General features: G+C 28.9%; 16 protein-coding genes. 1 reads left to right on the plus strand and 15 read right to left on the minus strand.

Going from position 1 to position 14,015, the window contains the following annotated elements; genetic code table 11:
* Window positions 1–116: 116 nt before the first annotated feature.
* On the minus strand, window positions 117–1,262 hold the full coding sequence (locus tag BXU01_RS13410) for a GNAT family N-acetyltransferase (RefSeq protein ID WP_083693658.1): 1,146 nt from the start codon (window positions 1,260–1,262) through the stop codon (window positions 117–119).
* Between the two features lie 118 nt (window positions 1,263–1,380).
* Window positions 1,381–1,869 (minus strand): DUF1761 domain-containing protein, encoded by a 489-nt coding sequence (locus BXU01_RS13415; protein WP_083693659.1) that lies wholly within the window; start codon window positions 1,867–1,869, stop codon window positions 1,381–1,383.
* Between the two features lie 244 nt (window positions 1,870–2,113).
* Here BXU01_RS13415 and BXU01_RS13420 point away from each other — a divergent pair, with 244 nt between their 5' ends.
* The gene (locus tag BXU01_RS13420; RefSeq protein WP_083693660.1) at window positions 2,114–2,419 is read left to right on the plus strand and encodes a hypothetical protein; all 306 of its coding nucleotides are present in this window, start codon (window positions 2,114–2,116) and stop codon (window positions 2,417–2,419) included.
* Between the two features lie 105 nt (window positions 2,420–2,524).
* Here BXU01_RS13420 and BXU01_RS13425 read toward each other — a convergent pair whose 3' ends face one another.
* The 13 genes from BXU01_RS13425 to BXU01_RS13485 all read right to left on the minus strand — a co-directional run bounded on the left by BXU01_RS13425 (window position 2,525) and on the right by BXU01_RS13485 (window position 13,883).
* Window positions 2,525–3,646, minus strand: coding sequence for a type II secretion system F family protein (locus BXU01_RS13425; protein ID WP_083693661.1), 1,122 nt, complete (start codon window positions 3,644–3,646; stop codon window positions 2,525–2,527).
* Window positions 3,646–4,137 (minus strand): type II secretion system protein J, encoded by a 492-nt coding sequence (locus BXU01_RS13430; protein ID WP_255373765.1) that lies wholly within the window; start codon window positions 4,135–4,137, stop codon window positions 3,646–3,648. The genes BXU01_RS13425 and BXU01_RS13430 overlap by 1 nt, the downstream gene beginning before the upstream one ends.
* Window positions 4,118–4,468: a hypothetical protein gene (locus BXU01_RS13435; protein ID WP_083693663.1), complete on the minus strand. Its 351-nt coding sequence runs from the start codon at window positions 4,466–4,468 to the stop codon at window positions 4,118–4,120. The genes BXU01_RS13430 and BXU01_RS13435 overlap by 20 nt, the downstream gene beginning before the upstream one ends.
* Complete coding sequence (locus BXU01_RS13440; protein ID WP_123774040.1) at window positions 4,443–5,474, minus strand: hypothetical protein; 1,032 nt, start codon at window positions 5,472–5,474, stop codon at window positions 4,443–4,445. Before BXU01_RS13440 ends, BXU01_RS13435 begins: the two co-directional genes overlap by 26 nt.
* Window positions 5,475–5,646: 172 nt before the next feature.
* Entirely contained in the window at window positions 5,647–6,450 is an 804-nt protein-coding gene (locus BXU01_RS13445; protein ID WP_123774042.1) for a toxin-antitoxin system YwqK family antitoxin, read from the minus strand.
* Window positions 6,451–6,502: 52 nt separating this feature from the next.
* Window positions 6,503–7,018 carry a hypothetical protein gene (locus tag BXU01_RS13450; protein ID WP_083693666.1) on the minus strand — a complete coding sequence of 172 codons (516 nt, stop codon included), beginning with the start codon at window positions 7,016–7,018 and terminating at the stop codon, window positions 6,503–6,505.
* Between the two features lie 2 nt (window positions 7,019–7,020).
* Entirely contained in the window at window positions 7,021–7,974 is a 954-nt protein-coding gene (locus BXU01_RS13455; RefSeq protein WP_083693667.1) for a hypothetical protein, read from the minus strand.
* On the minus strand, window positions 7,958–8,482 hold the full coding sequence (locus BXU01_RS13460) for a hypothetical protein (RefSeq protein ID WP_083693668.1): 525 nt from the start codon (window positions 8,480–8,482) through the stop codon (window positions 7,958–7,960). The genes BXU01_RS13455 and BXU01_RS13460 overlap by 17 nt, the downstream gene beginning before the upstream one ends.
* A complete protein-coding gene (locus BXU01_RS13465) occupies window positions 8,475–9,659 on the minus strand; it encodes a hypothetical protein (RefSeq protein ID WP_083693669.1) in 1,185 nt (394 codons plus the stop codon). The genes BXU01_RS13460 and BXU01_RS13465 overlap by 8 nt, the downstream gene beginning before the upstream one ends.
* Window positions 9,659–11,563 carry a type II secretion system protein GspD gene (locus BXU01_RS13470; protein ID WP_083693670.1) on the minus strand — a complete coding sequence of 635 codons (1,905 nt, stop codon included), beginning with the start codon at window positions 11,561–11,563 and terminating at the stop codon, window positions 9,659–9,661. Before BXU01_RS13470 ends, BXU01_RS13465 begins: the two co-directional genes overlap by 1 nt.
* 4 nt (window positions 11,564–11,567) lie before the next feature.
* Window positions 11,568–12,974 carry a GspE/PulE family protein gene (locus tag BXU01_RS13475; protein WP_083693671.1) on the minus strand — a complete coding sequence of 469 codons (1,407 nt, stop codon included), beginning with the start codon at window positions 12,972–12,974 and terminating at the stop codon, window positions 11,568–11,570.
* The gene (locus tag BXU01_RS13480; RefSeq protein ID WP_083693672.1) at window positions 12,974–13,456 is read right to left on the minus strand and encodes a hypothetical protein; all 483 of its coding nucleotides are present in this window, start codon (window positions 13,454–13,456) and stop codon (window positions 12,974–12,976) included. Before BXU01_RS13480 ends, BXU01_RS13475 begins: the two co-directional genes overlap by 1 nt.
* A 1-nt stretch (window position 13,457) precedes the next feature.
* Complete coding sequence (locus tag BXU01_RS13485) at window positions 13,458–13,883, minus strand: type IV pilin protein (RefSeq protein ID WP_083693673.1); 426 nt, start codon at window positions 13,881–13,883, stop codon at window positions 13,458–13,460.
* Window positions 13,884–14,015 lie beyond the last annotated feature (132 nt).

Here is a 14,015-nt window from a genome sequence, read left to right on the forward strand (position 1 = left end):
AACGGATTGTTTTCTATAAATATTACACTCCTAAAAGAGTTATTTATCTGCATATTTGTGGAAGAAGGCAATTAAATAAAGCCCTGGAAGGGCTTAATATTTATATAGATATTGATTTATTTAAAAGGATTTCGTTCCTGCCACTCTGTTTTAGGTTCCAGATAATTGAATAATTTGGCGATATTATGGTTAATCAAAGCATTGCTGTGTGTAATTAAACCATACATTTTTAGCGGTTTTGCACCTACTGAACTTTTGATTTCGAGTGCGGTTCTCGCAAAAACAATTTCAGAGAAACCCTGATTTATTGAATAAGCAATCATATCATATAACATATTGAGATACAACATTTTTTCACGCTGAATAGTTTCGTCATAGCCTAAAAAGTAGGTATCCATTATATTCCCGTTTTTAATCAATGTATTGAAACCTATTAGTTTTTCGTCTAAAAAATAGCCGTAAAATAAGAAGTTATCTTTCATAATTTCCTTAAAAAAGCTAAAGTGATTTCTGGCTAAGAAAAAGGTATTGAAAGGCGCATTTTTAGCCACATGAAAATACAATTCATAAATAACATCTTCATACTTCTTAATATCAGCCAAAGACATTTTTTGTTTCTGAATTCCGTCTGCTTTTTTTCTTGCACGTTTATATTGATCTCTGTATTTTTTTGATAAAGCGTCAATGTAATCTTGTTCTGATTTCCAATTTTTATTGATTTCAAAAATCATATTGGGTTGCGTCGAAAACGTATAATTGTTTTTAAATTCAGCTTGAAGTGGTTCTATTTCTGTTGCCGTAAAATCTTTTATACTCGTAATATGAACTTTTTTTCCGGCTGCTTTCAAGTCTTTCCTGAGCTGATTTATTGCTTTATGAAGTGTTTTAAAAGCCTTAGCTTGCTTGATGGCTGCATCAAAAGCAAATGCATTTTGTCCCGTAAGCATATTGTTGCCGACGAATAATACATGCGAAGCAAAATTTTTGAAAGCAAAATTACGTACAGAAGTTTTTAAACACTGATCGCGTTCTCCAAAAGATTCCAGTTTTTCTGCAAATAGAAATTGAGTTATGACAATCCCAACAAGTTTATCTTCGTTAAAAATTCCAATAAAATGACAAATCATATTTACCGGACAAGAGTTTTCGAGTACCTCGAGATATTCTCTGGTCAAAAAAATATTATTTACAGCCAGCGAATTCCATTCTAAAGGCAATAATGACGTGCTGTTGTAAATTTCGAAAGAATAAGTTGTATTCAAAAGTATGAGCTAATTTTTTCAAAATTAGGTATTATTTATAATAACTCACTTTCTTTAAGTTATTATTAAGAAAACCCCGCCTGAGTTTAAGAGTCAAACGGGTTTCTGTTTTTTATAATTATGCGTATGCACATATAATTCCGCCCATAAGCGTTAAGGTTAAAATCCAATATCCGGTATTTATAAAAATGTATTTCCACGATCTTCTTTCAAACAAGCCATTAATCGCCAACATTGGAAAAGCGAAAAATAAACCTGATATAAAACCATGAAGTGCGCCATGTTTAAAAGTGCGGTAAGCTGTTCCGTAATCTGCCATAAAAGCAGCAAATGATGGTTTTGCAGTTTCTATTAATGGCGGTCCGCCAACCATGCCAACTGCGCCGGACTGATGAATTGTTAATGCCGAAATGACCATCGTCATCATTAAGGAAAAGATATAAGTTAACCCGAAAATTTTAATCATATTTCCGGTCTTAAGCGATTCTTCGGTTAATCCGGATTCTCGCATCCAGATCGTTCCAAAAACTTTAGGATTGTACCAGATAAAGCCGGTAACTAGAGTAATTAATGCCGAAGCAAAAAAAGGTAAGAAATTCATTTGCATGTGATTAGGTTTTTAGATTAGTTGATCAAATTTAAGAAAAATATATAAAGATTTACTTTATTTTAAAACAGTAATTCATCATGGTTTTTTCATATCAAAAATTTAAATTTTGACAGAAAAAAAGGTTATAATAATTTAAGCTGTATTTTTTAACGATTTACTTTTTTTTTATAACTTTAATTCTTCAATTTGCATAATATCCAAATTGAATGAAAAATAATCTAACCTTTTTAATAACAAAATTATGGTAGTACAATATCAAGGTGAACAACACGGAAAATCTACAACATTTACAATACGAATTATAGGAAACAATTTGTCTAAAAGCAGCTCTAATTATCAAATTGATTTATTGGTTGGCGACAAACAATTGCCAATTTTTACAACATCAATTCATCAGAGTTTATCAAATTGCCTAAAAGAAATCTATCTTTTCAGAAAACATAACGGAATAAAATTCAATGCTTCTTCAGAGAAAGTAGCGCCAACTTTAGTTCCTTATGATTTGGTATTGTTCAATTATAATAAAGGAGCTTTATTTATGGCTTAAGCCAAATTTACGCTGTTTAAATATTAAAAAAGACTTTCTTAATTGGAAGTCTTTTTTTTGATTTATTACTTACTGATTTTTATTAAGATGTACCAAAATTATAAACTATTGATTTATAATTTTACTCAAGTCAAACATCGGCGCATACATCGAGACCATAATTACTCCTACAATTGCTCCAATTACAATGATAATCACAGGTTCTAAAATAACACCAATCATCTTGGTTTGGTGGGTTATTTCCTCATTATACTGTTCTGTTAACCTTTGAAACATTGTTTCAAGTTGATTAACTTGTTCCGCCACTTCTACCATTGAAATCATTTTGTTTTCAAACACACTATGTTTTTTCAAGCTTTCATTTAAAGAAGCTCCTTTTGTTATGTCTTCTTTTATTTGTTCAATTGCAATTTCAATGGGGTAAAAGCCAATCATTTTTGCGGTTAAAGACAAGGAATTTATTAAAGTTGTTTTTGATGTAATTAATAAATTCATTGCTTGACAAAAACGGGAAATGTATATTTTGCGAATCAGGTTTCCAAAATAAGGTGTTTTTAAAATTATTTTAGTAGTAAACGATCTGTAACTTTTTTTTTCTCTTAATAATATATGAATTACTAGTAAACTGATTATGGCTCCAATTACAATAGAGAAAATTAATCCTGAATGATTTGATATTTTTATAATAATTTGAGTACTTTTTGGTAATTCGCTTCCAAATTGTTTGAAAACGGAGCTAAACATTGGCACCACTTTATTCAGCATGAAATACAAAACCAAAATAGTAACCAGCATTACAATTGTTGGATAGGTCATAACCGAAACAATTTGTCTTTTCATTTGAATTTTTCGGTTAAAATACTTTTGTAATTCTTCTAAAACTTCTTCCAGTTTTCTGGTTTCTTCACCAATTTGAATGCTGTAATATTCATAGGTCGAAAACTGATTGGTTTCGCGCATTGATTCGTAAATACTTCTTCCTTCAACTACCTTTTCCTTGATTTCAAGAATCATTTTTTTCTCAAATTTATTGGCAGACTGATTGCTTAAAATTTCCAACGCCTTTTTAAAGTCAACGCCAGATCTTAAAAGCATACCAAGTTCTCTGTAGAAAATCTCCTTTTTCTTATCAGAAAGCTTTTTAGAAAACTGAAAAGAATTAGTTTTAATCCTAAAATCCGGTTTCTCTGCTTTTAATGTTTTATATGTAGTTAAATCAAAACTCATTACTTCTTTATTTTTTCTAATAATTCATTTGGATAGATTCTTTTGTAAAAGCGTAAATCCAATTCTTTTTCATTTGATTTTATATTTAAATTTATTTTCTGAAACACAAATTGTTCTGATTTGCTTTTGACTGTATCTACAATCATTTTATTTAATTTAATTCTAAAAGTGTCGATAAATGTTTCACTGTTTCTTAAAATATAGTCGTCTGCGAATTGATAAGAAACCCTTTCACCTGTGTATCCTTTAAAATAAATTTCATTTTCCAGAACAGTCATTTTTTCTTTTTCAAAAATGTCTTTGTTTAAACTGTATGTTAATCTGTTTAGATCATTTACCAATTGATTTTGATTTTTAAAATCCAGCATTCTTCCTGTAACAATCGAAAAAATAACAAATAAAAACCCCATAATAATAGCTGTAATTGCCATGCTCACAACTGCTTCTATAATAGAAAAGGCAGCTATATTTTTAGGGTAATTTTGGATCATTTTGAACATAAAAGCTTTTTTCAAACTTAAATTGTGTACTATCATTATACTGTATTATAATCTTTTTAAGTTGATCGTTAACGACTTCTTCTTCAATCAAAAGGTTTTTATTTGGATTATCTGATATTGAATCATTTTTTAATTCTGATAAGTAAAAAAGTTCATTTACCTTATTTTGAGTGCTGTAAAATTTCACAGAAGCTTTTGGTGTATAAACTGAAGCAAAAATCATTATTGCAAAATATAAACAGGCTGAAATAATGGTTAACGCAATAACTGATTCAAGCAGAGAATTACCTTTTAGATTAGAATACTTTTTTAATGACTCCATAAGTTGTTGCTTTTGTATTGAATAACGGAATTGAGATAAAATAATCCGGACGTTTATTGGTATTAATTTCAATATCGCTGATCGTATTTTCGTAAGATGAAGAACTGTTTTTTATAAAAAAAGCATTAGTATATACAGAGCCATAAACATTGCTTTTGAGCATTAATTTTCCAGTACAATACAAATCTCCAAAAAGAAGACTTCCTTCGTCTATTTCGATAGTATTTTTATGAATTAAATCATTTGAGTTCCCAAATAAAACAACAGCACCATTGATATGACATCCTTTTTTTATTTTAATTTTTGATTCTTCTGCACTTTCATTATAAACACAAATCACTGATGGATAATTTAAAGTGACATTTTCTGCAAGTTCAATTCCTTTTGTAGCAAATGCCTGAACAGTTCCTTTAAAACCTTCTTCAAAAGATATTTTTGGAGCTATTAAAATGACATCTTCCAGAACCGTATTTTTTTTTACTCTAATAGAATCTTGTGAACGTAATATAAAGTTGCCTTTGAATATTATATTTCCAAGAGTCGATTTTACAGAAACCTCTTTTGTTATATTAAAAAATGAATTATAGAATAAGGAATCATTTGTTTTTTCGACATTTGAGAGTTTTGTTTTTTCAGATTTTAACCCTAAAAAAATCTTTTTAAATTCGGGATTAATTTCAGGTAATTGTGGTTTAGAAATTGTAATTTTTCCTTCTGTTGTAAGCTGGTTAAGATTATTATTTATATAATATGTTTCGATAAAAGTGCTTGGTAATTGATTGTTTCCAATTAATTTTACTTTTCCTGAATAAAAAAGGGATTTAAATAAATTGGTTAAGTAAATGGCATTCTTATCAAAGTTCCTTTCACCAACAAAATGAACAGATGAAACAGTATCGTTTGCAATGTAGGATTTAGCTAAAACAAGAGATAATAACCCATATGATTTTGTTTCGAAGCTGCCTTCGATACCCGAGTTTTCATTTTTATTTATTTCTGTGTGCACTGTTTTATTTCCTAAAGCAAAATTTAAAACGGATTGATTTTGTATATAAAGTTCCTCTTGTAGGTTATAATATAAATTAAGTTGATTATACAAATTTGAAAAATACAGCAATGCACCGCAAATTATAGAAACTATTAGGCAAATATATATGGCGTATAGCAAACTGTGAGCTTTAACCATTATTTTGTTGGTTTTGACTTCTTTTAAAAAGGGTATTAAAGAATGTTTTTACTTTTGAATCTTTTTGAGATTCATTTTTTACTTGTTCTCTGGATGCTTTTTGTGTAGCTTTTTCTGTTTTAGTTTTTTCGCTTGCAATTCTTTTTTCTTTTTTAGCCTTTATTTTATAATTTGCGAGCTTCATAGCATCAGATGTTGCTTCTGATTCTTTTTGAGTTTTCGTAGCATTTTCTAGTTTAATATTTTCTTGTTTAATTCTGTATTTCTCAGATTTAGTAAAGATTTCTTTTTGCTTAACTATAATATTTTTTTTATAAGCAATCGTGTCTCTTTTCTCTAAATTAATCCATTTTCCAGTTTTAAAATCAGACATAAATCTGCCTGTTTCAAGTAAATTACCACTTTGATCATAGCATATATATTTTCCGGAACGTACACCATTATGCCAATTTTGAGTTGTGGCTAAAATACCATTTGGGTACCAGGTTTTCCAAATTCCAATTTTTATACCTTTTCTAAATTTGCCTTGCTCTGCCAGTTGGTTACTATGAAACATTCTCATAAACTCTCCATCAAGTAAATCACCTGACATTCCCCCTTGAGTTTCATGTAACGTTCCTCCTTTAAACCAGTAATAGGTTATATTTTTATTCGCTGTAGTTTTTTTGTTCGTAGTATAAAACTCATATCTAAAATCTTTATCTGAGATTTTTTTTATCATAAAAGGATCGCCAAAAGACACTAGTGCAAATGCAAAAAAAAGTATAAAGGAACGTGTTAAAATAATTGTTTTCAAAATAAGTAGTTTTTGTTGTATAAGTGATATGTTTTTTTCTAAATGATTGGATTTAATCAGTACTCTTTAAACGAATTATTTTTGTTTCTGAATTGAAATACACTTCAATAGAATCTTTATATTTCTTTTTAATGATTAAACCATTTAGCGGAGTATTGAGTTTGAGTTTATACAGTTTTGAATCTATTTTTAGTAAAACCACTTCGTTATTTCTTTCTTTAGAAAGAATATATCCATAATACTTAAGAAGTGGCCACTTAACACTTGAATTTGTTTTTATGGGAGCATGATATATCGCTTTTTTTAATGGTATTCTATCAGTTGTTATTTCTTTAAGAGATAAAATTGTAGTTTGATATTCTTTAGTTAAAAATGGATCGTGACTTAACTTTTCTAATACAAAAGTGTCTTTGTTAATCTGGTTAATTGCTATATTGTCTATTTGATCCTGTTTTTTAGAAATTGTTTTATTGTTTGAAAATTGCTTGTTTATTATTTTATAGCCAACAGTTCCCCATAATCCCAAAACTATCAGAATAAGAATTATATTTATTTTCTTTTTACCCATATTTAATTCACGGTAAACTTAAATACTGCACTGTTTATACCAATATTTCCAGCTTCGTCAATTGCTCTAACTCTCCAATAATAAATTCCTTTAGCTGAAAAAGATTGCTGTAATGTTGTATAGCTGCTGTTTTGAGTTTGAAGAATAGTATTAAAATCAGTATCCATTGCAAATTCAACTATATAAGAAATAGGGGATTTTACATTTCCTGTATCGCTCGCAATACTCCAGGTGTAAGTAGTATTTGAACCGGCTGTTTGAATTGAATTATCAGTGGGCAAAATATTTTTTGGCTGATTGGGTACTGTTCTGTCAATATTGAAGTTACGAGCAGAATATTGCTTTGTTTCAGTATCTGTGTTTTTTGCCTTTAACCTCCATTCATAATTGCCATCCTCCAGAGTCAGTAAATCAAGAGTAAATGAAGTATTTGTCAAGTTCGTGTTTGAATATATTTCCTGCCCGGTAGCTGTATTAACTAATTTAAGGCTGTAACTTGTGACATTATTTAAGGCTTGCCAATTTAGTGTTACATTAATAAAATTTATAAACGTATTATTCTCCGGACTAATTAGTATAACTTGTTGATTGTTTAAGTCATTAGGGATTATGATGGAGAAATTAGAAGGAAATGAGTAAATAGATTCATAGGCATAGTTTTCACCCCTTACTCTCCAAATATAGTTTCCGGTATTTAATGGTAATGTAATGCTTGTCTTGTTAGTTAAGGAATCAAGGACGAGAATTTGATTAGATTCATAAATTTGAATGCGATATTTATCTGCGCCATTGAGAGTGTTCCATCGAAAACTTACAACGTTACTTTCAATAATGGGATTATTAATAGGATAAAGGTTTTGTACCGTATCATTGCTAATATTTTTTTCAAATATATCTTCGCATGAATAAGTAAGAATTGTTAAGGCTATTAATATTAATTTATTTATTGTTTTCATAGTTTTGGAAAATCATTTTTAAATGGAGAGTTTCAGATTTATTGTTATTTTTTGTGATGTAAAAATTCATGCTGACTATTTGTGAAAGATTAAATTTCTGTTCAAAACTATAAGCCAGATTTAAGAGTTGGTTGCTGTTTCCTGTTACATCCAGCTGATTTGTTATGATGTGATAATTATCTTCAGGAAAGTCATGTATTGCTTTTAAATTATTTATTGAGACTTCTGGAGAGTTTTTAGACGCAAAACTTATAATACCTTGTTGTACGATCTCTTTTGCAACGCCTTCTTTTCCAATAATTTTGTCTAAATAAGCAATGTCTTTAGCTAAACTATTTGTGTTTTGTGTTTTTTTATTAATATTTTCTGCCCTTTTGGATAATGTTTGATATTCTTTCACAACATCAAACAAGGGATAGAAGGATCTTTTATAAGCCGTAAGTGATAAAATAAAGAAGATTCCGATCAGTGCGTAAAATTTTTGTTTATAAGAATAATTTTCAAACATTTTTCAGCGTTATTTTTATTTCGAATATTGATTTGTTTTTCTTGTCTTTCTTTATATTTATGATCTCAAAACGTTGCAACCAATCCATCTTTTTTAGCTCCTCAAGCCAATTGTTAAAAGATCCTTCCTGATAAGTTTCTCCTTTAATTATAATGGTTTTATTATTAAAGAATACCTTCTTGTTTTCTCTGTATTCTTCTTTTAGAGGAATAATATTTAATTCATCTAAAGAAATATTAGACGGGATTGTCCGGATAATTTGATAACCATAATAAGAAAGAAACTTAGAGGATAATGCTCTGGATTCTTTTAAAATATTCATTTTTTTTTCTTTTTTCGCTTCTAAATCTAATATGAGTTGATAGGATTGATCTGAATAAACAGTTTGCTGTTTTAGTTCTAAGTTTTTAGTGCCATAATGTTGTCTAATAAAATAGCTTAATAGCAATAAAATAAAGAAGCTGAAAAGGATTGTAGTTCCTAAAACATTAAAAGCTTTCTTGTAAATTAGTTCTTCATTATTTATATTGGTATTGGTAGTTTTTGAAACCTCTTTTTGTTTGACAAAAAAATGTATAATTGCACCATATAGAGGTAAAAAAATATTTGAAATTGTATCTTCTCCAATTTTATATAAGGTTAATTCTTTCTCCTCGTGTTTTGTAAAGTTTAATAATTTTTCATTCTCAAACTCCAGACGTAAATCATTAGAAAATAGTACCTGCTTTTTTAAAACATTATTTAATAAGGAAGCTAAAAAGGAACCAATATAAATATCCACAATTTGAAATTCATTTTTTTGAAATTTAGAAATCGTTTCTTCGACAATATTTTTTCTGCAAAAACTGATAAAGTTTGATTTTAATCCTTTTAAATCTGTATAGTAAATGGCATTGTAATCAATATTTTTTTGCCAATTCACATCAGCTTCATTTTCAAAATCGATCTCTTTATTCAAAACACCTTTTCCTTCTATTACTATTAAAACGGGTGTTTTTTTATTGATGTTTTTTGTCAATATTTCAAAGCTTTCAAAGGTTTGTTTAGAAACAATAGAAATTTTGTTTGCTTTCTTTTTTACAGCAAGCAAATTGTAAATCTCGTAATCGTTTTTTTTGATTACTCCAACGACATTTATGTCATTCAGTTTTATGAATTTAGATAAAGTAGCTAACATTAGTAAATAACAGTTGGTTTGATAAAAATGTGGAGTTTAGAATCACTTTTTCCTTTTTTTCTGCTACTGAAGAACCATTTTACAATAGGAATTCTTGATATTATAGGAGTTCCGGTTCCGGAGTTTTCTTTTTTCAATTCATCTAAACCTCCCAGTAAAATCATTTCCCCATTTTTTACTCTGACTAGAGATTCAAATTTTTGAGTAGCTTTACCCGGAGGTGCATCTTCACCAACTCTTGCTAAGAAAGAACTTTTTTCTACCGCAATTGTCAGTGTTACATTTTCATCTGTAGATACATATGGCTTGATAGAAACACTTAAATTTGCATCTGTTGACTTCCAAGTTCCTGAATTCAAAATGTCATTTCCTATAGTGTTGTTTATTAATCGGTTACTTTGTTCAAAATAATAACTTGTTTCTCCAATTGATAATTTGGCTTCATGACCGCTTATTGTTGCAATTTTAGGTGTGGATTCAATTTTGAGGACAGAATTATTTTCGAGAAGTTTAAGATTGAGATAAAATGATTCGGTTACTTTTCCAAGTTTAAAAAGGCCAAAACCATTAAAAGCATTTATTAAACTATTTACAGAAGATCCGTTTAAGGTAACATCAGAACTTGGAAATAATATTCCGCCAGTTTGAACCGAGTTTATTTTATCTAAACCAGCTTTCATTCCGGTTTGTATGTCATATGATTTATTGTATTGTACAATAATTACTTCAATTTGTACCATTGGTACAACTTTGTCAATTTGTTTGATATAAATTTTTAATTCTTCGAGTATAGATCTGGATCCAGAGACAATTAGACCGTTTAATTCTATAAATTCTTTTATTTCTAATTTCTCTGAAAACACTTTTGGTAAGGCTCCAATAACAGATTCTATCGATCTGTTTTCTAATTGAATCATCTCAGTAATTCTAAGTCCTTCTGTAGCTTCTTCGCCAATTAAGTAGAAATTATCTTGTTTTTTATAGGTATATTTTTTTCCTTTAAAAATGTGTGCAAGTAACTCATCAAAGGTAATATTGTCGACAGAAAGAGTTGTTTTCTCATTTTCAGGTTTATTATATAAAAAATAATTGATGTGTAATTTTTCTGCTGCTTCTGTAAGTAAATCAGAAGCATCTGCGATATAAGCGTTTACCTGTAAAAAGCCATTTTTATTAATGTTTATTTCATAAAATCCCGGAACACCCAGACTAACTTTTGGCTGTTTTGCTTTAGGATTGTTTTTTTGCGTACTTGATTTGTCGATGATGTTTTTTTCTATAAAATAAAATCCATTATCATCTTTAGTGGCTAATAAATCATTTGATTTGGCAATCATTTCAATTACCTGATCAAAAGGCCTATTTAATATATAGGAAGAAATTTCTATATTTTTTATCTCCTGAGCTAATATTAAATTTTTACCAGATTTATCTATAATTGCCTTTGCAACAGCAGATAAAGTATCGTTTTCTAATTTTACAGATAAAAAATCGTTTTGAGAATTGTAGCTAACATCAATGATTTTATGCTGTTTTTTTTCGACAACTATGACTGCTTTTCTTTTTTTGAAAAGAATAATGTTATTCATAAAATAAACTTCAAGATCATATTTTTGAACTAGATGTATAAAAACATCTTTGACCGTGACATCAAAAAAGTTAGTAGCAAAAGGTTGATTTAATTCTGTATCAATATCAACATTCAATTGATGTTCTTCTGCAATCGAGGAGATGAAATCATGTAATGTAAGTCCTGATACATCAATTTTAATAGTTTCATTCAATCCTTTTTTTTGAATTGACAATTCATCAAATTTTCTACTTAATTCAACAATATCTTGCTGTGCTACAATTATGTTCGTAAAAAATAACGTAGCTAGTACGCATACGGTCCTTTTAAGCATTTGTTTATATGTTTATTAAAATTGAATATATTTCTTCCAGCGAAGTTTCTCCCATGGCTAAAATCTCAAATGCTTTTTTTGACAATGATTTATAATCTTTATCATTACTCGCTAATTTTGTAATGGTGTTGTTCTTGATCTCTTCAGTAATTGTATTGTTAATATTCAAAATTTCATAAATTGCAGTTCTTCCTTTGTAACCGGTATGAAAGCATTGATTGCAGCCAGTAGGTTTATAGTAAGAAGAAATCTCATAAGGGAATATAAAATTTAGCGGAAAATCTTTAAGATTGCACTTTGTTTCTTTTTTGCAGTAATTGCAGAGTTTCCGTACCAATCTTTGTGCTACTGAAAGATTTAAAGTTTCTGCAATTAAGTAGGAGGGAACTCCCATATCAATCAACCTTGAGATCGTTCCTATTGCTGAATTGGTATGTATGGTAGACAAAACCAAATGCCCTGTTAATGAAGCTCTAATTGCCATTAAAGCAGTTTCAGAATCCCGAATTTCTCCTAACATGATGACATCGGGATCCTGACGTAAAAACGATTTTAGCGCTGATGAAAATGTTAGTCCGATATCTTCTTTTAATTGTACCTGGTTAATACCTTTTAGGGTATATTCGATAGGATCTTCTACAGTTACTATATTTCTTCGGCTCTCATTTAGTAATCTTAACGTAGCATAAAGTGTGGTTGTTTTACCAGATCCTGTCGGGCCACTAATTAGTATGATTCCGTTAGGTTTTTTTACCGCTTCCAAATAACTTTCGAGTTCTTCTTTTTGAAGCCCTAACGTATTCAGGTCAATATTTGAGGCATCCTGACCTAAAAGGCGCATTACTATTTTTTCGCCAAATAAAGTTGGTAAAATAGAAACCCTGATGTCAAAAGATTCATTAGTAATCCTTCCATCCTGAGGAAGCCTTTTTTCGGTAATATTTAATTTAGCTTTAATTTTGACTTTGTTTACTAATTCCAGATAATTGGCATGTTCTATTTTATAACGTTCTATTAATTGTCCATCAATCCGAAAACGAATACGGGAAGAATCATCATAAACTTCAAAATGAATATCACTGCATTTTAAAGATTTTGCTTCTGTTAATAAATTTTCCAGAAAATCACCTTTGTCAACATTTAAAGATTTGTTAGCACTTAATGCTCTTTCTTTTCTGTAATAAATGGATAATGCCTTTTCTATTTCAGAAGTATCCATTGGATAAAAAGCAACATTTTTTCCTAAAAAAAGTTCTAATTCCTCCCTTGTATCTTCATTATTGTTAGAATCATCGACATATAGCTCTAAAGTGTTTTTAGAAAAAAACTTAGGCAGGATTCGATATTGATTGGCAAGTTCATTCGAAACCATATACTGCACTTCAGAAAGAATCGTAATATCTTTTGACATTATACTAAAGTGATTTTCTGAAAAATCATAAAGTGATCTTTCAATAATATGATTAATAAAAATAAAGACGAGAACCCTGCTAAAGGAACTGTTTCTTGTTTGATGAATTTATTCACTCCAAGCTGTAAAATAATAGAAAACAGAAGTGACAGAATAAAAAAAAGAATGTAGTTTTTTGATAAAAAAAGAGGAGTAATAGCCAGGTAAAACAGCAAATCACCTAATCCAAAATAATACTCGAAAGGATTTAGGAATTTTTTAGATTTAAGACTCATGTAAAATGTCAAAATGCCTAGTGTGAGTGAAAAGAAGCCCGTATTAAAAAGTATAATTTTGAATAATTCATTACGTTCAACAGGAATTATAAAGAAAGAAATTCCAAAAATTACAATCGGTAAACCAATATGTATTTTTCTGTGTTTCCAATCCTGAAAAAAAATAATTACTAAAGACAGTAATAAAATTATTAATGATATTTTCATCTTATTCTTTTGTTACTTCGGTTAATATTTTTTTACTGTCTATTTCCCAGGTATTAAAATTTCCGTCACCATCCAAATCTGATGTTGCAGTTGCTCTGGCTAAAAAAGAATCATTTGAAGCTTCCAGAATTTCAATTTTATAAACAGCTTGTCCGCCCTCGTCAACTGTCTTTTCCTGTTCAAAACCTATTTCTTCTAAACTGTTAGAGTATTTTGAATGTCTGTAGAAATAGCTTTTCTCCAAGCCATAAACTTGATTAAGCATAGCTTGTGCCTCAATAGCTTTTGCCTGACCAATTATAGAGGTTTGATTTGGCAAAACCATTAATAATAGTATACCAATAATACATAATACAATTAAAATTTCTGTCAAAGAATATGCCTTAACAATTAATTTATTTCGATATAAATGATGTTTTTCTTTCATTTAATATTTTTTTATACAGTTTTTATTTGTTAAAATTAAAAGCAAATTTCTGCAAAAATACAAATCCAATTGTAATAAACTATTTTAAAAGTATAATATTTTATTTTTAACAAATATTATACTAAAGAAGTT

This window comes from [Flexibacter] sp. ATCC 35103 (assembly GCF_001975985.1).
Taxonomy (GTDB): domain Bacteria; phylum Bacteroidota; class Bacteroidia; order Flavobacteriales; family Flavobacteriaceae; genus Flavobacterium.

Bases quoted from the DNA above. Each gene is read 5' to 3' on its own strand.
- BXU01_RS13415 (WP_083693659.1), bottom strand. From the start codon at position 1,869: ATGCAAATGAATTTCTTACCTTTTTTTGCTTCGGCATTAATTACTCTA.
- BXU01_RS13420 (WP_083693660.1), top strand. From the start codon at position 2,114: ATGGTAGTACAATATCAAGGTGAACAACACGGAAAATCTACAACATTT.
- BXU01_RS13425 (WP_083693661.1), bottom strand. From the start codon at position 3,646: ATGAGTTTTGATTTAACTACATATAAAACATTAAAAGCAGAGAAACCG.
- BXU01_RS13430 (WP_255373765.1), bottom strand. From the start codon at position 4,137: ATGATCCAAAATTACCCTAAAAATATAGCTGCCTTTTCTATTATAGAA.
- BXU01_RS13435 (WP_083693663.1), bottom strand. From the start codon at position 4,468: ATGGAGTCATTAAAAAAGTATTCTAATCTAAAAGGTAATTCTCTGCTT.
- BXU01_RS13450 (WP_083693666.1), bottom strand. From the start codon at position 7,018: ATGGGTAAAAAGAAAATAAATATAATTCTTATTCTGATAGTTTTGGGA.
- BXU01_RS13455 (WP_083693667.1), bottom strand. From the start codon at position 7,974: ATGAAAACAATAAATAAATTAATATTAATAGCCTTAACAATTCTTACT.
- BXU01_RS13460 (WP_083693668.1), bottom strand. From the start codon at position 8,482: ATGTTTGAAAATTATTCTTATAAACAAAAATTTTACGCACTGATCGGA.
- BXU01_RS13465 (WP_083693669.1), bottom strand. From the start codon at position 9,659: ATGTTAGCTACTTTATCTAAATTCATAAAACTGAATGACATAAATGTC.
- BXU01_RS13470 (WP_083693670.1), bottom strand. From the start codon at position 11,563: ATGCTTAAAAGGACCGTATGCGTACTAGCTACGTTATTTTTTACGAAC.
- BXU01_RS13475 (WP_083693671.1), bottom strand. From the start codon at position 12,974: ATGTCAAAAGATATTACGATTCTTTCTGAAGTGCAGTATATGGTTTCG.
- BXU01_RS13480 (WP_083693672.1), bottom strand. From the start codon at position 13,456: ATGAAAATATCATTAATAATTTTATTACTGTCTTTAGTAATTATTTTT.
- BXU01_RS13485 (WP_083693673.1), bottom strand. From the start codon at position 13,883: ATGAAAGAAAAACATCATTTATATCGAAATAAATTAATTGTTAAGGCA.